The sequence below is a fragment of the Streptomyces sp. NPDC058525 genome (assembly GCF_042719495.1).
GTDB lineage: Bacteria > Actinomycetota > Actinomycetes > Streptomycetales > Streptomycetaceae > Streptomyces.
The window spans coordinates 1-17583 of the sequence record NZ_JBHXNP010000064.1; the positions used below are offsets into that span (position 1 = coordinate 1).

Genomic DNA, 17583 nt, shown 5'->3' on the forward strand with positions numbered 1-17583 from the left:
ACTCCAGACCGGCGCTGCCGCCGCCGAGCCCGGCCGCGACGGCGGTGGCCGTCTCCCTCCAGGAGGTCAGCTCCGCGATCGCGAGGCGCGGCTGGTCGGTGGAGAACGACGCGCGCGCCGCATCGACGAGGTCCTGTGCGCAGGACTCCCGGTCGGCCGACGACAGCGCGAGCATCCAAGGGAAGGCCTTGGACATCCGCTCGGCGAGCGAGCCGCGGTCGTCGAGGGTGACGGTGATGAGCTGCGCGGCAAAGTTCAGCAAGTGGGTACGACCCTCGGCCTCGCGCCGAGACATCAGGACCAGAGCCTCGCCATCGCGCCGGGTCACCGTCACGGGGTGGTCCTCGGCCTCGGCGAAGACCTCGGCGGAGTGCTTGCTCAGGTCCGAGGAACGCCGAGTCGCCACGGGGAGGCCTGTTGCGATGGTCATGGATCCATAAGTATTCGGAACGTATTCGGAAGTCCAGTGGAGGCCGCTGAGTGCGTGCGCCAGCCTCGACCTCCGGATGCGGGATGTCGGGGTTCTTCGTCGTCGCAGCATGCGCAACTCCGCTCCGGGAACAGATCGCCTGTGCCATGATCGCAGGCGCGTCTTCCGCCCCGCCGCGCGCGAGCGCCCTGCCCCCGTGCGCGAGATGCATGCAAACCACACCCCTGCGCGGTTGGCGCCGAGCGAAACGTGGGCGTGGTCGTAGCGGTAGCCGTCGCCGGTGCGCCCCACGCAGTGAGGCTGATCCCTTGGTGTGGACACCCTGACAATGGATCTTGATGGTCCAAGGAGGATGTCCAGGTGGGACGCAGATTTCCGAATCCGGAGGAGTCCAGGAAGGACGCTGTCGCGCTCTACCGTGCCGCGGCCGGGCGGGGGACGTACGCGGCGGTGGCCGCGGATCTCGGTATCACCGCGGAGTCGCTGCGGACGTGGGTCCGCAAGGACGAGGCTCAGGCGGCGCCCGAAGGCCGCGATGGCAATGTCAGTGCGGCAGAGGAGCTGGCCCGGCTGCGGGCGGAGAAGGCCCGGCTGCTGAAGGCCGAGAAAGGGGGGCACCTTGAGCGCGAGATCCTGCGCCGGTCGGCCGCGTATTTCGCTCGGGAGGTGAAGTGAGCCCCCGCCGCTGGGACTTCATTTCCGACAACCGTGCCGACTTCGGCGTCAAGCGGATCTGCCGCGTGCTCGGAGCGTCCCGCGCCGGCTACTACAGACATCTGACCACCGGGCAGGCCCGCGCCGGGCGCCGGGCCGAGGAGAAGCGGACCGTGAGCGAGATCCGCGCCATCCACACCGAGCACCATGGCGCCCACGGCGCCCCGCGCGTCCATGCCGAGCTGCGGGCGAGGGGACGGCGGATCAACCGCAGGCGCGTGACCCGGCTGATGCGGGACAACCACATCGTCGGCCGGCACCTGTGCAAGAGGAAGCGGACGACGATCGCGGACAGGACCCTGCCGCCGGCACCGGACCTGGTAATGCGCGACTTCACCGCGGACGCTCTCAACACCAGGTGGTGCGGCGACATCACGTACATAGCCGTCGGCACGACCTGGCTGTATCTGGCCACGGTGATCGACATCTCGAGGAGGGCAGTGGGCTGGTCCATCGCTGACCATATGCACACCTCGCTGGTCACCGACGCGATCGAGATGGCCGTGGCCGCCTGCGGCGAGGCCTGCCGCCGGCAGGCATCCGACGTAGCATGGGCCGGGTCGGCTCCAGCTACGACAACGCCCTCGCCGAATCGTTCTTCCAGGGACTGAAGCACGAGTTGCTCCACGGGAGGCACTGGACCTCGAAGGCACAAACCCGGCTCGAGCTGTTCCGCTGGCTGGCCTACTACAACCAGCGCTGCCGGCATTCCGCGCTCGGCTACCTCACACCAGCCGAGTTCGAACAGCAACTGATCACGTCACGTATGCTGTCACTCGTCGTATGAACCCGGTGTCTACCCCCGGGGATCAACCTCAGTGGACCTGGCTGCCCCGACTGGCCAACTCGCCGTCTCCAGCCCAGGAGTCCACCCGGAGGACGGGCCAAGCATGACCGTCCCCGCAGGGCTATTGCGAGTCCGGGTCTCTTACGTCCCCTCTGACCCACCGGCCGTCGACACCAACGGCGGCCCCGGCGATTACCTTCTCTACCAGATCGACCTCTGGCCCACCGACCAGCCGCGCGCGCTCGCCGTCCTCAAGCGGGGACCGAACCCCTGGGACGGATACCCCTCCCGGCCGTCGACTATGCGGAGCAGAACAGCCGTCAACGCTGCCCGCGATCACGCTCGCCCACATCCTTCTCGGCATAGTCGCCGTCTCGGCATAGGTCGACGAGCTCGGCTACATGGAACTCGACCGACGCGGCGCCGAACTCCTGTTTCAGGTCTTGCCCGAACGCGAGGTGAAGAACAGCGTCGCCATCGCCTCCAAGGTCCTTCTCCAGATGGCTGGACCAAGACCTTCACCGACCCCCGGCTCTGCGCGGCCATCGTTGACCGCCTCACCTTCGGCGGCAACATTATCGAAACCGGCACCGAATCCTACCGACTCGCCACCACCCGAGCACGTGCTGAACAGCAGCCGGTCAGCTGAGCCGCCCCTGAGTTGACACCCTGAGTACTTGATCTCTGCCGCAAGCGCGTTCTAGGGCCGGGCGACCCAACGTCTTCCTACTGGAAGTGTTCATGCCTCGCCGGTCACCGGGCGAGATCAGAGCGCAGCTCCCGCGACGCCGAACGCACCATCGGCGGGCACCCGTGATCCGCGGACTGTCCGCCTCGGCGAACAGACAGATCGCCGCCTTCGAACGGGGTCACGGCCTCCCCGCTGGCGAGGTCGCACACGCGTTCCGCCGCTGGAATGCGGATGTCAGACGGTCATCCGAGGACGCCGATCATTTCTACGAACGCGATGACACGGACCTCCGCAACGGCGACTTCCACGTCCGCACCCTGCTGGAGATCACCCTCCATGCCCTGAGGTCCAAGGCACGACGCGAGCTGAGCGCAGTCATCGGTCCCGCAGACGAACGCGTCCTTGACTGCACGCTGAACAATCCCTTCACACCTCAGGACCTCCCCTGGTGATGCGTCGAATCGGTGTCTGAACCTCCAGCCGTTCCTGGTTCTGACCGACATCTCCAGGGACCTCAGCGCGGAAGCGTTGCCAAGCCTCGGTGGCGGCCGAGCCGACCGAGATCACGCCCGGCGCCGACGAGGACCGGGGTGTTGGGCATGGCACGGACGACGGGCGTGTCGTCGGCGACGTACCGTTCAAACAATCGCGTCGGGACACCGGCCAACGCCGAGACGAGAAGGCGGTCGTGCCGCAGGTGCGACGCGATGTCGGCGAGCAGTCCCGGCACGTCCTGCGGCCCCACCGCGATCAGCACGGTCTCAGGGCTCGGCGGCCTTGTGGGCGGGAGCGGTCGCGATCCCGTACTCCTCGCGCAGCCGCTGGGCATGCTCCGCATGCGGCTCGACCACCAGGATCTCGGCCGGGTCATGGCCCAAGCGTACGAGCCCGGCGAGCAGCGCTACTCCCATCTCACCTGCGCCGAGAAGCGCGATCACGCCCGCCTCCAGACCTTCGGTAACAGTCCGGCAGGCGGGCCATGCCTGACCGGGTTCTTCCGGTACGCGCACCCTTACGCCCCCGACACGCCGAGGCTCGCCCAGCCGCTCGCGGCGAGTGGTCCGAATGCACTCTCCCCCGACCAGTGACGTGCCCCACCGGGAGAGCGTCGCTGACCGTCTCGGGGCCGCTCCGGCAGGCCGGGCCCCGGTCGGCACGATCACTCCAGAAAGGCAAGGCATGTCACGCGACACCCGCAAGCGTGTCCACCTCCGCACGGCGGCGCTGCTCCCCGCTCCGGCCTTCTTCCTGGGCGGCGGCACCCGCGCCGTCGGCTTCGGCGGCGGCCGCGGTAGCCCCTGACCTGTGAGGAGAAGGACGGGGGGCTTCCACTGCGACCTTGACGACATCGCAAGCCTGGTGTCGGCCGACCTCGACCCGCCGCTCAAGCTGACGTGCACCACTCCGCCGAAGCAGCTCGTCCATGGACCACGTCGTCCGGATCCACACCGAGATGATCACCGGCCTCCGGCTCGTCGGGCCCACACGGGCCGAGTGAGAGGTCCGGTCGCTCGACTATGTTGACACCAGCGTTGCGCCCGTGTCCGCGATCCGGGATGAGGGCCCCTGACCTCTTCGAGGCGCCTGGAGGAAGCCGTGACCGCCGAACTCCCCGACTGGATGATCCCGCCCAGGATCAGCGGCTGGGAAGCCGATGACCTCGACGGCCTCGCCCAGGCACCGCGGCACACCGAACTCATCGACGGAGCCCTGATCTTCATGGTGTCGCCGCAGCGGTCCTGGCACGCCCGGCTGGTGGAGAACCTGACCTTCGCCCTGCGCCAGGCCGCCCCCGTCGGGTTCGACGCCGAGCGTGAGATGACCGTCCGGCTCGACAAGAAGAGCCGCCCCGAGCCGGACATCCTGATCACGACCGCCCCGTACGACCCCGACCGGACTTGGTACGCGCCCGAGGACGTCGCCCTGGTCATCGAGGTCGTCTCGGAGGAGTCGGCGGACCGCGACCGTTCCCTGAAGCCCTTCAAGTACGCACAGGCCAGGATCCCCCACTTCTGGCGCGTCGAGGACGAGACCGGCGCCGCCACCGTCCACACCTACGAACTCGACGTCATGACCAGCAGCTACGTGGCCACCGGCATCCACCGCAATCGGTTGAAGGTCTCCGTCCCCATCCCCCTCGACATCGACCTCGACAGCCTCGTGCCCTGACCGCCCCTCCCGTACGCCGGGCCGCGGCTTCGCGAGCTGGAAGAGTGAGCCGCCTCACGCCCCCCCAGTAGTTCTTGTCACCGGTGATCGTCTGCCGGGAGTGGGAGGCCGTCACGTCCGGCGCGGTGTCGCGCATGTCGCGCAACGTCTCGCGCTCGTCGGCCTTGGCACCGGCCAGTGCGAACAGCACGGGCAGCCCGCCGATCGTGCACACCTGGTGCAGCCGTAGTCCCCAGAAGTACCGGGAGAGCGACGCGTAGTAGCCGTACTGCGCCCAGCCGGCCAGGTCGGAGCGCTTCGCAGTCTCTCGCGAGCAGCCACAGCCGACCGGGGTGGAGTCGACCACCCAGACATCGTCGCTCCACAGCGTGGTGTCCGCCGCCAGGATCCGGATCATGCGGGTGACCAGCGACGAGGCCGCTCGCAGCCGCTTGTTGTAGCCGGACTGGCCGGGTACGTAGGGGAACATGCCGCGGAAGTCCGCCGCTACACGGCGCAGCCAGCGCCGCTCGGAGGTGTAGCCGAGCAGCGCCGACATTACGGCGAGGGTGAGCAGTTCGGAGTCACTGAGCGTGGGTGCGATCCCGACCGCCGGGCGCCACGGGGCAAGTTCCGGCGAAGCCTGCAACGTGTCGTCGATCCGGACGTAGAGTGCCGTTGCGAGGGTGTTCAGGTCGTTCGTCACGGACTGACCGTGGACGCCCTCGCCCCACGTCCGCAGGCGCACCGGATCAGCTGACCGGCTGAGCCTGGGGATGGGCCTCGTGCCAGGCGTCCCAGATGTCGCTGCGGAGTCGGCCTCGCGGTGGCACGTCCATCCCCTGGTCCTTGGCCCACCGCCGCACCTCGGCCACCGGCGGTGTCGGCGCGGATTGTGAGGGCTCCGGTCGGTGGCGCGCGGGGACAACGGGCTGGGCGGGCGGCTGGGGCAGGGTCTCGGGGGACGTGGCGGTGAATCCGCGGCGTTCGAGGATGCGGCGACGCTTGTGGTGCATGCGTTCCAGCCAGGGCACGTCCGCGTCGAGGTAGTCGTGGGCCTCGACGTGGGACTTCTTCGTCTCGGTGTTGCGCATGATCCGGCCGACCTGCTGAATCACCCGTCCCTTGAAGGAGATCGGGCTGGTGAGGAACAGGGTGTCGAGCCTGGGGGCGTCGAATCCTTCGCCGGCCAGCTTGTCGATGGCCAGCAGCACCGGCGGGGTGGTCGTTTCATCGGCCAGGCGGGTGCGGACCCGGGCTCGCTCGGCCGGCGGCATGCCACCGTGCAGGAGCAGCGGTTCGATGCCGTGCGCGGCGAGGGACGTGGCGAGTTGGTGGAGGTGTTCGACCCGGTTGCTCAGGGCCAGGCTGCACCGTCCGCGCCGAGAGGCGTCGGCGATGTCGGCGGCGATCTGGGTGTTGCGGTCGCAGTTCGCGGCGAGTTCGCTGTAGATCGCCTGGAAGGAGGCGCCGTCGTCGCCCGGCTCGTCGGTGGTGAACGAGGTGGGGTGGACGATGAGGTGCTTGGCGAAGGCACTGGTGTCGGCGATCTCGTGTCGGATGGGTCCGCACTGCATGGTGATCAGCGGATCCATCTGGTCCGCCCGGTAGGGGGTGGCCGACAGGCCGATCCATCGAGGGGCGCGGGCTTTGCGGATCGCGGCCTCGGCCCCCTGGGCGCCCACGGCGTGGCACTCGTCGATGACCACCAGGCCGTAGCCGTCCAGCAAACCGTCGGGGGCGTCGCGGTGGCTGAGTGTCTGCAGCATGATCAGGTCGACCACGTGGCCGCGGCGGTCCTTGCCCGCGCCCAAGGAACCGACGCGGCCCTCGCCGAGATCGAGGAACGTGGCCAGACGGTCCTGCCACTGGGACAGCAGCTCGGAGCGGTTAACGATGATCGCGGTGGGCGTCTTGTGGTGGGCGATCAGCGCGCAGGCCATCACGGTCTTGCCCGAGCCCGGCGGCGCCACGAGCACTCCGCTGGTGTGACCCTTGACCGCGTCGACCGCGCGGGCTTGCACTTCGGTCAGCTCGCCGGTGAACAATGCGCTGATCAGCGCGGCGTCCGCAAGTTCGCTGGTGACCGTGAGTGTGCCGCCGGCGGCGGCGATGAGCTGGGCCGCTTCGTCGCGCAGCCCGCGCGGCAGCCTCAGCCAGTCCGGGTCGGTGGCGTCGAAAGAGCAGACCAGGCGCGGGGTGTCCCAGGTGGAGTACCGCTGGCTCTGGCGTTGGTAGAACTCCGGGTTGTGGAACGACGCCGTGTGCTTGAGCGCGGCAAGCAAGGCGGCCGGCAGGCCCTTGGTGGAGATCGCGAGCATCGCCGACAAGCGCGCCTCGACGACCTCGGGGGCCTTGCCCAGCGCGCGCCGCCGGGGCTTGGGCGGCAGGACCGGCGCGGTCGCCGACGGGCCCGCCTTGACCTCGCCGAGCTTGTCGACGAGCGCCTCGACCTGGGCCGGGGAGAGCCGCTCGGCCTGGGACAGGTGCGCGAACTGGTCGGGGTACGCCTCCCAGGTGTGCGGGTCGCAGAACACCGTGGTGCCCTTGAGGCGGGAGGCCCCCTGCAGCGGGAGCGCGATCAGGTTGCCGAACCGGGCGTTGCCCTTGGCGTTCGTCGGCAGCAGGTCTTGGGCGGGGAAGAGCCGGTCGTAGCTGGACAACGTCATCTGCCCGCGGACGTCGATCGCCCGGCGCAGCAGCGCCATCCCCAGCGTGCGGGCGGTGACCGCGGCGACGGGGTCAGTGAAGAAGGTCCACACGTGCGCGCCCGCCCCGGAGCGGGAGACCTCAACCAGGGCGGGGACACCGGCGTCGTGACAGGCGGAGGCGTAGGCGGCCGCATCGCCGCGCCAGTCGCCGCCGTCCTTGCCGTCGAAGTCGACCGCCAGAAGCCGACAGGTGTCATCAGCAAGCAGCGGGTACAGCCCCAGGTGGGTCTCCCGGGCGCCGGGCTCGGGGCGGGAGAGGTGGTTGTAGACGGCCCGGTCCGTCAGCGGCCAGAACACCCGCTCGGCATCGGCCTTGTTCTTGGCGAACGGGTTGTCCTCGGCGGGGCTCCAGCCCGTCCGGCCCGACTTCGCGCTCACCCACCGGTGGCGTAGACGTCCTCGCGGCCGACGAACAGCGCCCGGAACAGGGCGATCTTCGCCTCCGTCCCGGAGGACGCGTCCGCGTACGGCAGCCCGTGGCCGCCTTCCGTGATGACCGGTGGGGGAGGCTCGGGGACCGGAGCCAGCGCCCGCGGCGCGTCGGGTGCGGGAACTCCCAGCCGGGTGCGCAGACGCCGATTCTCGGCTCGCACCTCGGCGAGCTCCGCGCGTAGTTCGGCGTTCTCTTCGAGCGCCACACCGAGGCGGATGCGCAGTTCGGCCAGGTCGTTACAGTCGTACCAGTCCTCCACCCCTCCATGATCCGGATTCGCGTCCGTGGAGAGGCCGTTTTCGCGTAGATTCCCACGGGGTGATCGAGCCGATGGCCTACCCGTCCGGCGCCGGGCCGCCGGCCGCCCAGGCTTGCACGGCCGCGAGGTACCGGCAGGTGGCGATGCGCGGCCAGCCGGGACGCGGCGGCATCCGCGTCCCGGGTGCGGACTGCCGGTTCCAGGCGCGCGAACCGCGGGGCTTGTCTGTCCCCTTTCAGCCGCGTGGCCGGGGCCATTTCTCCCGCAGCCACGCCAGGTCGGTCTCGGCGCGGATGCGGGCCGCTTGCTCACGGGTGAACACCGCGTTCGTCTTGGTCAGGACCAGGGTGTAGGGGCGTCCCTGACGCCGGGTGGTGTGGGACACGGGCAGGCCGGCCAGTTCGATACGGCTGTGGATGTGGCGGCGCCGGTCCTTCGCGAGCGGCCAATCCATGACCCGACGGGTGCGGGAGGTGAGGAAGGCGTCGAGGTCGGGGCAGAGGCCGCAGCCGGACCGGCAGGTACCGGCCGGGGTGAGTGACCAGTCGTCCGCCGCGCGTACGGGGTGGGTGACGGCCGCGGTGAGCCGGGCCTCGCAGTGGTCGGCGAGCGTCTGGAAGGCGTGGGCCGCGGGTGCCCCGTCTCGTACGGTCGTCGGTCGGCGGGCCGCGGTGCGCAGGGCCGGGAGCAGGCATTCCAGGGCGGTGTCCGGCAGGCCGCGCAGCGCGGTGACGATCGTGCCGGCGGTTTTCGGGTCGCACGCCTGCAGGATGCGGGCCAAGGGAGCTCCCAGCCGTTCCATGCCCGCGCGGCGCTCCGCCTCGCGGCCCACGTCGAGCCAGCCGGTGAGCTGCTGCTCGGCCGCTTGCCAGACGCCCTCGACCAGCGGTGCCGCCACCGCGTCTCCGTCACCGTCAGCGGTCCGCAGCGCGGCGCAGAGGCCGGGCAGAGACTCGAGCCACGCTGCGCGATCCGCCCCGATGTACGCGGCGACCCGGCCGAACCAGCTGCCGACGGCCCCGCGCGACCACGTCCGCCCGTACCGTGCGGCCGCTTCCGCGAGATCGGGGACGTGTCGCTCGCCCAGGGTCTCCACCCCGAAGGGCGCAAGGAGCATCGCGGCGGTGTCCGCTTCCTCCAGTCCCACCGCGACGTGCAGGGCGGCAGTGAAGAGTGGAGCGGCCGCTTCGCCCGAACCGCGATGCTTCCAGATCGGGGCGAGCGACCGGGCGAGCGTACGCGCCAGCTCCAACTCCCCGGTGTCCAGGTGGCCCTGGAGTTCTCGCAGGGCTCCCGCGGAGCCGGCCTCGGCGCGTGCCGCGAACGAGCGTTGCCGGGGCCAGAGCACCACTGCGGCCCGCCGGTACCAGCGGTCCAGGGTGTTGCCGTAGTTGCCCATGTAGCCCTCGTACTCGGACTGGTAGGGCGTGAGGTCCTTGTTCTCGGTGGTGGCGCACACCTCGGCGTAAGAGACGGGCAGGGAAATCTGCTCACCGTCGGCGCCGTCGGGGCGGGTCCACCAGTCGAGGGTGATCTCGTCGTCGATCAGGTCGCCCAGCTCGTAGTCGGAGAAGTCGCCACTGCGGCGGCGCTCGGCCCCGGGCTCCCCGTCGGGGTCGAGGAGGCACTCACCCTCGCACTCCTCGTCCTCGCAGCCGTCGAAGTGCTCGACATCGCCGTAGTAGTCGTAGCGGTCGTAGGGCGGTACGGCGTCCCAAGTCTCTTTCACCTCGGCCAAGGCGAGGACCGCCTCGCAGCCTGCCTGCCCGGCGGCCTGGCGGAGCCGGGTGGCACGCGTGGCGTCGGCACCCTTGAGGCGGTCCCAGTCCAGGCCACGCTGGGTGTACTCGTGGTCGAGGAGGTACACGAGGCGGTTCGGGGGCGCCGTTTTCTGGCGGCCGTAGGCGTAGCGCTCTTCGGCCGGCTCGGTGAAGTGTTCGGTCAGGCAGTGGGCCAGGTCGGCGGCCGGGCCGCCGTCGTCCTCGCCGGCCGGCCGGGTGCGTTCGGCGAGGAGGTTCATGGTGAGGGTGACGCGGTAGCCGGACTTGACGGGCTTGACCTCGTGCAGGCAGTCCGCGTAGAAGGCAGCGAAGGTCAGCTTCTCCCGGGACACCTGGTGGACGACGCTCCGGCCGGCGTGCGAGACGACGAGTTCACCGCCGGTGTGGTGCGAGGGCAGGGAGACCACCAGGGTGCCCACCATGGAGTCGTCCTTCTCGGAGTCCTGGTGCGGCAGGAAGAACTGGCCCTTGCCGTAGACGAGCAGCGCGTGCGGTTCGGCCCGCAGGACGGTGGTGGGCGGCAGACCGAGCGCGGTACGGACGCCGTCGAGGACACCGCTCAGGGTGCGGTCCCAGTCGGGGCCGCCCAGGGTGATCCGGTCCGGGGTGATCTCCCAGGTATCGCGCACGCTGGTGTCGGCCAGGGTCTGCTCACCGCGGCCGAAGCGGGCCTGCCGGGCCTGCGCGATCAGCTTCTTGGTGACCGGAGCGCGCAACGGCAGGGGCAGCACCCCGACGCCGTCGACCGCGATCCGCAGCGCGCGGGCGGACATCTCGATGCGGGTACTGAAGTCCCCGCATCGCTCCGAGGCGTCGAGCAGCTTCGCCAGTTGCTTTCGCGCTCCGTGTCCCATGGTGTTTCGTTCCCCTGGTCGGCAGCGTTCCATTCCCTCTGTCCCGGAAACCCTAGCGCTGCTGGAAGTCCCTGTTCTCAGATTGCAGAACGGCCTTGACATCCGGGGCATCCGCGCAGGTTCAGGGAAGGCCCGGGACGGTGGGGCGTTCAGCGGGGTGATCAAGGGGGCGGTTCTGTTCCCTGTGGAGATCGACCTCAGCCGGATCTTAGGCGGTACCCGATCCCGGTGCCTACGCGCGGGGATGTCGTGCGGCGAGCTCTCGGGCCGAGTCCAAAGCCGCCTCGTCCACAGCACCGTCCAGCTCGCCGATACGACGTTCCAATGCCGTGCAGTACGCGCTGAGGGCAGCGGCTGCTGGCCAACGCAAACTTCAGCTACCCCTACTGGCAGTCGGTCTCGCGCGGTCGACCGGCTTCCGAGGAGTTCGCGAGGGTTCGCCTGGGCCAGCCCCAGCTGGCCACCTCCCGCCGTCCCCTTCCGGAGGTCCCTGCGGCCGCGTACGCCGGGAAGCGGCTGTACCTGCTTCGCCACGGCGGCAAGGAGTGGATGGACGAAGATCGACACAGTCGCATCGCCGTGGAGACCCGCATGGGCCACGGGGTCGCCGGCGTGGAAGGCCTCTACTCGCACATTTACGCTGCTCATGGAGCAGCAGATCGCAAATTCGCTGCAACTCGGGTGGCTGCGCTTCGTGGCGAGCAAGGGAGAACGCTGGAAAGCGCCATCTCTCCACCAGTCTCTCCCATTCAATCTTGAAGAATGGTGGAAACAGCAGGTCAAAGCCGCTCGGGACCTTGAGGCATGAACTGGTCGATGAAGTTCATTTCCACCAAGAGCTTCATGCCCTTCGTGATCTACCGGATCCTGCTGGGCATCGTCCTGTTCGTGCTGGTCGGCACGGACGTGCTGAGGCCGCACGCCGGCGAGTCCGGCCAGTAGAGGGACCGCGCTCACCGCTTCGCATGAACCGGAGGCCGCCCGGGAACGTTCCCGGGCGGCCTCCGCGTCGTTGTGCCGGGAGAGACCTGAAGGCGAGAAGCAGGGGGTGTCCCATGCGTCGAGTGGTTCTGGAGCGTTTTCCGGCCGGAAGTCCGCGGGGAAGCTGGCCCGCCGAGGAGTACGCGGCCCAGCGGATGCGCGAGGGCGTGCCGGCCGAGGTGGTGATGGATCTGGACAGCGACGCGTTCCTGGTCGTGGTCCGGCAGCGGGAGGTGTATTCCGGACACTGAGGGGGCCGCGGGAAGATCCCGCCCGCGCACGCCCCTTGGCCTCGTGCCGCCGTAGCCCCACACTTGCCCGATGACGCAGCGTGTGGACCTCGCCACGGTCATGGACCGGCTGGCGATCGACGAGGTGGTCTCGGGGTACGCGGTGGCCGTCGACGACGGTGACTGGGCGGCCTACCGCGCCCTGTTCACCTCGTCCGGGCGGGCCGACTACAGCTCGGCGGGCGGGATCGAGGGACCGGCCGGGGAGGTCGCCGACTGGCTCGCCGAGACCATGAAGCTCTTCCCCGTGCGCCAGCACCTGATCGTCAACCGGCTGGTACGGCTGGAGGTGCTGGACGGCTCGCCGGGCGACCGCGCCGAGGTGCGGGCGGACTTCGTCAATCCGATGCGGCTCGCGGGCGAGGAGTTCGACGGCACGCTCACCGCGCCCAACTTCGTCGCCGCCGGGCGCTACACCTTCGCGCTGGCGCGCACGCGCGACGGCTGGCGGCTCACCGGCGTCACCGTGCACGAGAAGTGGCGGCACCTGTCCGCCTGAGCCCGGCCGGGCGCGGTCGTCCGGCACTGCCCACACTGGAAGCGGAGGCGCGCCATGGTCCCGATCCGGTCAGGGTGGTCCCCGCGGTGGCGTGCGCCGGCCGCCGTCGCCGCGGGGGCCCTGCCCGCCCTCGCCTTCCCCGCGCCCGCACTGTGGTGGTTCGCGTACGTGGCCCTCGTGCCCTGGATGCTGCTGCTGAGGTCGGCCCCCACCGGCCGCCGGGCCGTGCTGGAGGGCTGGCTGGGCGGGGCGGGCTTCATCGTGGCCGTCCACCACTGGCTGCTGCCGAGCCTGCACGTGTTCCTGCTGCCGGTGGCCGCGCTGCTGGGCGTGCTGTGGATCCCCTGGGCCCTGCTGGTGCGGGAGTTGCTGGGCGGGATCCCGGCGCCGCGCCGGGCCGCGGCCGCGCTGGTCCTCGTACCGGCGGGGTGGCTGCTGTCGGAGCTGGTCCGGTCCTGGGAGGGGCTGGGCGGGCCGTGGGGGCTGCTGGGGGCCAGTCAGTGGCAGGTGCCGCCGGCGCTGCGGGTCGCCTCGGTGGGCGGGGTGTGGCTGGTGAGCCTCCTGGTGGTGGCGGTGAACAGCGCGCTGGTGCTGCTGATCGCCGTGCCCCGGGCCCGGATCCCGGCGGTGGCCGGGGTGGCGGGATGTGCGGTGCTGACGGGGGCGGTGTGGCTGTGGGTGCCGGGCCCCGAGGCATCGGGACGGCTGCGGGTGGCGGTCGTACAGCCGGGCCTGATGCCGGACGGCCCGGACAGCGCCGAGCGGCGGTTCGCCACCGGTGAGCGGCTCACGCGGGACCTGGCCGGGCAGCCGGTCGATCTGGTGGTGTGGGGCGAGAGCAGCGTCGGCGCGGACCTCACGGCCCGCCCGGACCTGGCCGGACGGCTGGCTTCGCTGTCGGCGACGGTCGGGGCCCCGCTGCTGGTCAACGTGGACGCGCGGGCCCCGGACGACCCCGGGATCCGCAAGAGCGCGGTGCTCGTGGGCCCTCGGGGGCCGACCGGTGACCGCTACGACAAGATGCGGCTGGTCCCCTTCGGCGAGTACGTACCGGCCCGGAGCCTGCTCGGCTGGGCCACCTCGGTCGGCAAGGCGGCCGGCGAGGACCGCGTGCCGGGCGACACCCCGGTGGTGATGGACCTGCCGGCCCGGCCGGGCGGCCCGCCGGGGGTCCGCCTCGGCCCGCTGGTCTGCTTCGAGTCGGCCTTTCCCGACATGAGCCGCCACCTGGCCCGCTCCGGGGCCGCCCTCCTCGTCGCCCAGTCGGCGACCTCCAGCTTCCAGGACAGCTGGGCCCCGGCCCAGCACGCGTCGCTGGCGGCGCTGCGGGCGGCCGAGACCGGCCGCCCGGTGGTGCACGCCACCCTGACGGGCGTCAGCGCGGTGCACGGCCCCTCCGGGGAGCGGATCGGCCCGGCCCTGCCCGTCTCCGCGAGCACGGCCCGGGTGTACGAGGTCCCGCTGGCCCGCGGCACGACCCTCTACGTCCGGTACGGGGACTGGCCGGTGGCCGCCGCCCTCGCCGCGCTGGCGGCCTACTGCGCAGTAGAGGGGCTCCGCTCGCTCAGGAGGCCTGCCCCAGAACCGAGCTCACCACCCGCTCGCACAGCTCGTGGGTGAGCAGCGCGTCGCGCGCGCTGAGCGTCTTGCCCGTCTCCACGGCCTCCAGGAAGGCGTCCACCACCTGCTCGATGCCGCGCTGGCGGGCGACCGTCACCCAGTCCCCGCGCCGCCGCACGGTCGGCTGGCCCTTGTGGTCGATGACCTCGGCGAGGTTGACGACCTGCCGCTTGGTGTCCTGTCCGGAGACCTCGAGGATCTCCTCGGTGGAACCGGAGAGCCGGTTCATGATGCCGAGCGCGGTGAACCCGTCTCCTGACATCTGGAGCACCACCTGGTGCATCAGCCCCTCGCGCACCACGGCCCGGACGTCGATGTGGTCGGCCTCGCCCGGCAGCAGGAAGCGCAGGGTGTCGACGACGTGGATGAAGTCGTCCAGGACGAGCGTGCGGGGGTCCTCGGGCAGCCCGACGCGGTTCTTCTGCATGACGATCAGGTCGCGCGGGTGGTCCGCGCACTGCGTGTAGCCGGGCGCGTGGCGGCGGTTGAAGCCGACGGCGAGGGAGACCCCGCGCTCCTCGGCCAGTTCCACCAGCCGCGCCGAGTCCGCGAGCTCGTAGGCGAGCGGCTTGTCCACGTACGTCGGCACCCCGGCCTCCAGCAGCCGCGTGACGATCTCGGGGTGCGCGGCGGTCGGGGCGTGGACGAACGCCGCGTCGAGCCCTTCGGCGAGCAGCGAGTCGAGGTCCGCGTGCAGCCGGCCGGCCGGGAGGTGGTGGATCGCGCCGACCCGCTCCAGCGTGGCCGGGGTACGGGTCTGCAGGTGCAGCTCGACTTCCGGGCGGGTGGTGAGGACGGGCAGGTACGCCTTCTGCGCGATGTCGCCGAGTCCGATGCAGCCGACCTTCACCGGGAGCCTCCTGGTTCGTTCCTTGTGGGACGCCCGCAGCTTAATCCCTGGTGGTGGGGGGCTCGTTCGCTGAGGATGGCCGTCATGACGACCACGAGCACCGGATCACACCGCGACGAGCCCTCCACCACCGCCGGTGAACGCGACATGCTGGACGGCTGGCTCGACTACCACCGCGCCACCCTCGCCTGGAAGTGCGAGGGGCTCGCCGACGAGCAGCTGCGCCGTACGCCGCTCGCACCGTCCGAGCTGAGCCTGCTGGGCCTCGTACGGCACATGGCCGAGGTGGAGCGGTACTGGTTCCGGGAGATCCTGCTCGGCGAGGATCTGCCCGAGCTGTACTCCACGAGCGAGGACGTGGACGGCGACTTCCGCTTCGGCGCGGAGGCCACCTGGGCCGAGGCCGAGCAGGTGTGGCAGACCGAGGTCGAGCTGGCGCGGCAGGCGGCCGCGGGCCGTTCGCTGGACCTGCTGTCGGACGCCGGGAGCCACCACCGCGGCGAGGTGTTCAGCCTGCGGTGGGTCTACACCCACATGATCGAGGAGTACGCCCGGCACAACGGCCACGCCGACCTGCTGCGCGAGCGGATCGACGGCGCAACCGGCGACTAGCCGTCACCCGTGCGGGGTGAATATGGGCTCCGGGTTTTCACAACGAGGTCTTCACGGAGCAGAGTTGCGCGGGTGCATCCAACCCGAACCACGACAAAGCTGCTGCTCGGAGTCGCCTGTGCCGTCTCGGCCGTCTCCGGCTGCGTGAACGTGAGCCCCGGCCCCGCCGCCGTGCAGCCGGCGGGCGCACCCGCCGCGGGGCTGCCGCCGCACCACGAGCCGCGCAGCGGGCCGGGGGCCGCCCCGGTGGTGGTCCAGGCTCCCGCACTGGAGGCGCTGAAGGCGGTCCCGGAGCAGCCCGCGCGGCCCGCGGCCCCCGCCCGCCGGTCGGCCGAGCGCGCCCCTCAGGACGCCTCCGGCGGCCCCGTGCAGGCACCGCCGCCGGTCCCGGACATCCCGGAGCCCCGCCGGCCCGCCGAAGCGGCCTCGGGCCGGGAGGACGGCGACCGCCCCCACCGGCCGCGGTCCGATGCCGGGCGGGAGCGGGAGCTGGTGAAGGAGCTGCCGGTGCGGCCCGCCGACGTGTGCGCGCTGGGCCGCCGGCACGGGCGGTGGCAGCCCGACAGCCCGGAGGCCCGCATCTGCGCGGGCGTCCAGGGAGGCTGAGCCGCGCGGGCGGGCCGCAGGGAGACCGGCCTCAGGGGGACTGCTCCGGGAACGGCCGGGGCCCGGTCCCCGGTTCCTCGGCGAGCCGCCGCTCCAGCCGGGCGATGGCGGCCCGTACGCCGTTGCCGTACCCGTCGTCGGACAGCGCCCCGGTGGCGGCGCGGGCCCGCGCCAGGTGGATCCGGGCCGCTTCCGGCCGCTGGAGCTTCACGTAGTCGGCGGCCAGGCTGAGGTGCAGGGACGGGTAGAACACCCGCATCGCCGGATGCTGGTCCGGGGACGCGGGCGGCCCGTCCCGCAGCGCCTCGGCGGCGGTCAGGGCCCGCAGGTCCCAGGCCAGCTCGTCGCCGGGGTCGTCCTGGGCGTCGGCCATGTAGTGGGCGAGCGTGCACCGGTGGAGGCAGTCGCCCTCCTCGCCGATCTCGGACCAGATCGCACCGAGCCGGTTGCGGGCCTCCTCGCGGTCCCCGGCGTGCAGCAGGATGACCGCCTGGCCGATCCTGGTCATGACGGCGTCCTCCGACGCCTCCTGCTGCTCCGTCACCGCGGCCTCCGGCTCGTCCTGCCAGACCTGCGCAGGTCTGGTCGTCACGAAGCTAGCCGGAGGCACCGGCAATGGCGCCGAGGCGCGGTGTGCCGTCAGCCCAGGTCCGGGATCCGCCAGTCGATCGGCTCATGGCCCTGCGCGGCGATGGCCTCGTTGATCTGGGTGAAGGGCCGGGAGCCGAAGAACTTCTTGGCCGAGAGCGGCGAGGGGTGGGCGCCCTTGACGATCACGTGCCGCTCCTCGTCGATGAGCGGGATCTTCTTCTGGGCGTAGGCGCCCCAGAGCACGAACACCGCCGGATCGGGGCGCTCGGACACCGCGCGGATCACCGCGTCGGTGAACTTCTCCCAGCCCTTGCCCTTGTGCGAGTTGGGCTCGGCCTCACGGACGGTGAGCACCGCGTTGAGCAGGAGGACGCCCTGGCGGGCCCACGGCATCAGATACCCGTTGTCCGGGACCGGGAGGCCGAGCTCCTCCTTCATCTCCTTGTAGATGTTGCGCAGCGAAGGCGGGGTCTTGACCCCGGGCTGCACGGAGAAGCACAGTCCGTGCCCCTGGCCGGCGCCGTGGTACGGATCCTGGCCGAGGACCAGCACCTTGACCTGGTCGAAGGGGGTGGCCTCCAGGGCCGCGAAGACCTGGTCGCGGGGCGGGTAGACCGGCCCGTTCGCCCGCTCCTTCTCGACGAACTCGGTGAGTTCCCTGAAGTAGGGCTGGTCCAGCTCCCCGCCGAGGACGGGGAGCCAGGACTCGGGCAGCATCTGGGTCAC

At 71.1% G+C, this 17583-nt stretch carries 19 protein-coding genes and 3 pseudogenes; 12 read left to right on the top strand and 10 right to left on the bottom strand.

Annotated elements, in window-relative coordinates:
- A partial coding sequence (locus ACFWP3_RS26615; protein WP_384225691.1) for a prevent-host-death protein occupies positions 1-430 on the bottom strand: 430 nt, incomplete at its 3' end.
- Between the two features lie 360 nt (positions 431-790).
- Between ACFWP3_RS26615 and ACFWP3_RS26620 the strand changes: the two are divergent.
- The 3 genes and pseudogenes from ACFWP3_RS26620 (at position 791) to ACFWP3_RS26630 (ending at position 3074) form a co-directional block, all read left to right on the top strand.
- Positions 791-1931: pseudogene (locus ACFWP3_RS26620) on the top strand (IS3 family transposase).
- A 383-nt stretch (positions 1932-2314) separates the two neighbouring features.
- Positions 2315-2580 (top strand): annotated as a pseudogene (locus ACFWP3_RS26625) (ATP-binding protein); the annotation flags it as partial.
- Positions 2581-2744: 164 nt separating this feature from the next.
- Positions 2745-3074, top strand: a complete 330-nt coding sequence (locus ACFWP3_RS26630; protein ID WP_384225693.1) for a hypothetical protein — start codon at positions 2745-2747, stop codon at positions 3072-3074.
- 62 nt (positions 3075-3136) lie between these two features.
- Here the strand turns inward: ACFWP3_RS26630 and ACFWP3_RS26635 are convergent, their stop codons facing one another.
- A complete protein-coding gene (locus ACFWP3_RS26635) occupies positions 3137-3379 on the bottom strand; it encodes a pyrroline-5-carboxylate reductase family protein (RefSeq protein ID WP_384225695.1) in 243 nt (80 codons plus the stop codon).
- A 4-nt stretch (positions 3380-3383) separates the two neighbouring features.
- Positions 3384-3560: an NAD(P)-binding domain-containing protein gene (locus ACFWP3_RS26640; protein WP_384225698.1), complete on the bottom strand. Its 177-nt coding sequence runs from the start codon at positions 3558-3560 to the stop codon at positions 3384-3386.
- A gap of 241 nt (positions 3561-3801) precedes the next feature.
- Here ACFWP3_RS26640 and ACFWP3_RS26645 point away from each other — a divergent pair, with 241 nt between their 5' ends.
- Together ACFWP3_RS26645 and ACFWP3_RS26650 are read left to right on the top strand one after the other, a co-directional pair.
- A complete protein-coding gene (locus tag ACFWP3_RS26645; protein WP_384225700.1) occupies positions 3802-3924 on the top strand; it encodes a hypothetical protein in 123 nt (40 codons plus the stop codon).
- A gap of 318 nt (positions 3925-4242) precedes the next feature.
- Positions 4243-4791 carry a Uma2 family endonuclease gene (locus tag ACFWP3_RS26650; RefSeq protein WP_384225800.1) on the top strand — a complete coding sequence of 183 codons (549 nt, stop codon included), beginning with the start codon at positions 4243-4245 and terminating at the stop codon, positions 4789-4791.
- Here ACFWP3_RS26650 and ACFWP3_RS26655 read toward each other — a convergent pair.
- The 4 genes from ACFWP3_RS26655 to ACFWP3_RS26670 form a co-directional block, all read right to left on the bottom strand.
- Positions 4691-5476, bottom strand: a complete 786-nt coding sequence (locus tag ACFWP3_RS26655; RefSeq protein ID WP_384225703.1) for an IS982 family transposase — start codon at positions 5474-5476, stop codon at positions 4691-4693. The two genes, ACFWP3_RS26650 and ACFWP3_RS26655, sit on opposite strands and share 101 nt — an antisense overlap.
- 46 nt (positions 5477-5522) lie before the next feature.
- Entirely contained in the window at positions 5523-7859 is a 2337-nt protein-coding gene (locus ACFWP3_RS26660; protein WP_384225706.1) for a DEAD/DEAH box helicase family protein, read from the bottom strand.
- Entirely contained in the window at positions 7856-8173 is a 318-nt protein-coding gene (locus ACFWP3_RS26665; RefSeq protein ID WP_384225709.1) for a hypothetical protein, read from the bottom strand. Before ACFWP3_RS26665 ends, ACFWP3_RS26660 begins: the two co-directional genes overlap by 4 nt.
- Before the next feature lie 235 nt (positions 8174-8408).
- On the bottom strand, positions 8409-10808 hold the full coding sequence (locus ACFWP3_RS26670) for a 2OG-Fe(II) oxygenase (protein ID WP_384225712.1): 2400 nt from the start codon (positions 10806-10808) through the stop codon (positions 8409-8411).
- A gap of 646 nt (positions 10809-11454) precedes the next feature.
- Here ACFWP3_RS26670 and ACFWP3_RS26675 point away from each other — a divergent pair.
- The 5 genes and pseudogenes from ACFWP3_RS26675 (at position 11455) to lnt (ending at position 14198) form a co-directional block, all read left to right on the top strand.
- Positions 11455-11616, top strand: coding sequence for a hypothetical protein (locus ACFWP3_RS26675; protein WP_384225715.1), 162 nt, complete (start codon positions 11455-11457; stop codon positions 11614-11616).
- Between the two features lie 2 nt (positions 11617-11618).
- Positions 11619-11750: pseudogene (locus tag ACFWP3_RS26680) on the top strand (undecaprenyl-diphosphatase); the annotation flags it as partial.
- A gap of 113 nt (positions 11751-11863) precedes the next feature.
- Positions 11864-12040, top strand: coding sequence for a hypothetical protein (locus ACFWP3_RS26685; RefSeq protein ID WP_361766639.1), 177 nt, complete (start codon positions 11864-11866; stop codon positions 12038-12040).
- A 70-nt stretch (positions 12041-12110) separates the two neighbouring features.
- Positions 12111-12578 (top strand): nuclear transport factor 2 family protein, encoded by a 468-nt coding sequence (locus ACFWP3_RS26690; RefSeq protein ID WP_384225718.1) that lies wholly within the window; start codon positions 12111-12113, stop codon positions 12576-12578.
- A gap of 54 nt (positions 12579-12632) precedes the next feature.
- Positions 12633-14198 carry an apolipoprotein N-acyltransferase gene (gene lnt / locus ACFWP3_RS26695; RefSeq protein ID WP_384225720.1) on the top strand — a complete coding sequence of 522 codons (1566 nt, stop codon included), beginning with the start codon at positions 12633-12635 and terminating at the stop codon, positions 14196-14198.
- Here lnt and ACFWP3_RS26700 read toward each other — a convergent pair.
- On the bottom strand, positions 14143-15048 hold the full coding sequence (locus ACFWP3_RS26700) for a Gfo/Idh/MocA family protein (protein WP_384225723.1): 906 nt from the start codon (positions 15046-15048) through the stop codon (positions 14143-14145). The genes lnt and ACFWP3_RS26700 overlap by 56 nt on opposite strands.
- Positions 15049-15132: 84 nt before the next feature.
- Between ACFWP3_RS26700 and ACFWP3_RS26705 the strand changes: the two genes are divergently transcribed.
- Positions 15133-15660, top strand: coding sequence for a DinB family protein (locus tag ACFWP3_RS26705; protein WP_384225726.1), 528 nt, complete (start codon positions 15133-15135; stop codon positions 15658-15660).
- Between the two features lie 72 nt (positions 15661-15732).
- On the top strand, positions 15733-16266 hold the full coding sequence (locus ACFWP3_RS26710; RefSeq protein ID WP_384225729.1) for a hypothetical protein: 534 nt from the start codon (positions 15733-15735) through the stop codon (positions 16264-16266).
- A gap of 31 nt (positions 16267-16297) precedes the next feature.
- On the opposite strand, the gene ACFWP3_RS26715 is transcribed toward ACFWP3_RS26710, so the two are convergent.
- Together ACFWP3_RS26715 and ACFWP3_RS26720 are read right to left on the bottom strand one after the other, a co-directional pair.
- The gene (locus tag ACFWP3_RS26715) at positions 16298-16810 is read right to left on the bottom strand and encodes a hypothetical protein (protein ID WP_384225803.1); all 513 of its coding nucleotides are present in this window, start codon (positions 16808-16810) and stop codon (positions 16298-16300) included.
- A gap of 95 nt (positions 16811-16905) precedes the next feature.
- On the bottom strand, positions 16906-17574 hold the full coding sequence (locus ACFWP3_RS26720; protein WP_384225806.1) for a uracil-DNA glycosylase: 669 nt from the start codon (positions 17572-17574) through the stop codon (positions 16906-16908).
- Positions 17575-17583: the final 9 nt, after the last annotated feature.

Bases quoted from the DNA above. Each gene is read 5' to 3' on its own strand.
- ACFWP3_RS26645 (WP_384225700.1), top strand. From the start codon at position 3,802: ATGTCACGCGACACCCGCAAGCGTGTCCACCTCCGCACGGCGGCGCTG.
- ACFWP3_RS26650 (WP_384225800.1), top strand. From the start codon at position 4,243: ATGATCCCGCCCAGGATCAGCGGCTGGGAAGCCGATGACCTCGACGGC.
- ACFWP3_RS26670 (WP_384225712.1), bottom strand. From the start codon at position 10,808: ATGGGACACGGAGCGCGAAAGCAACTGGCGAAGCTGCTCGACGCCTCG.
- ACFWP3_RS26675 (WP_384225715.1), top strand. From the start codon at position 11,455: ATGGAGCAGCAGATCGCAAATTCGCTGCAACTCGGGTGGCTGCGCTTC.
- ACFWP3_RS26685 (WP_361766639.1), top strand. From the start codon at position 11,864: ATGCGTCGAGTGGTTCTGGAGCGTTTTCCGGCCGGAAGTCCGCGGGGA.
- ACFWP3_RS26690 (WP_384225718.1), top strand. From the start codon at position 12,111: ATGACGCAGCGTGTGGACCTCGCCACGGTCATGGACCGGCTGGCGATC.
- lnt (WP_384225720.1), top strand. From the start codon at position 12,633: ATGGTCCCGATCCGGTCAGGGTGGTCCCCGCGGTGGCGTGCGCCGGCC.
- ACFWP3_RS26705 (WP_384225726.1), top strand. From the start codon at position 15,133: ATGACGACCACGAGCACCGGATCACACCGCGACGAGCCCTCCACCACC.
- ACFWP3_RS26720 (WP_384225806.1), bottom strand. From the start codon at position 17,574: ATGCTGCCCGAGTCCTGGCTCCCCGTCCTCGGCGGGGAGCTGGACCAG.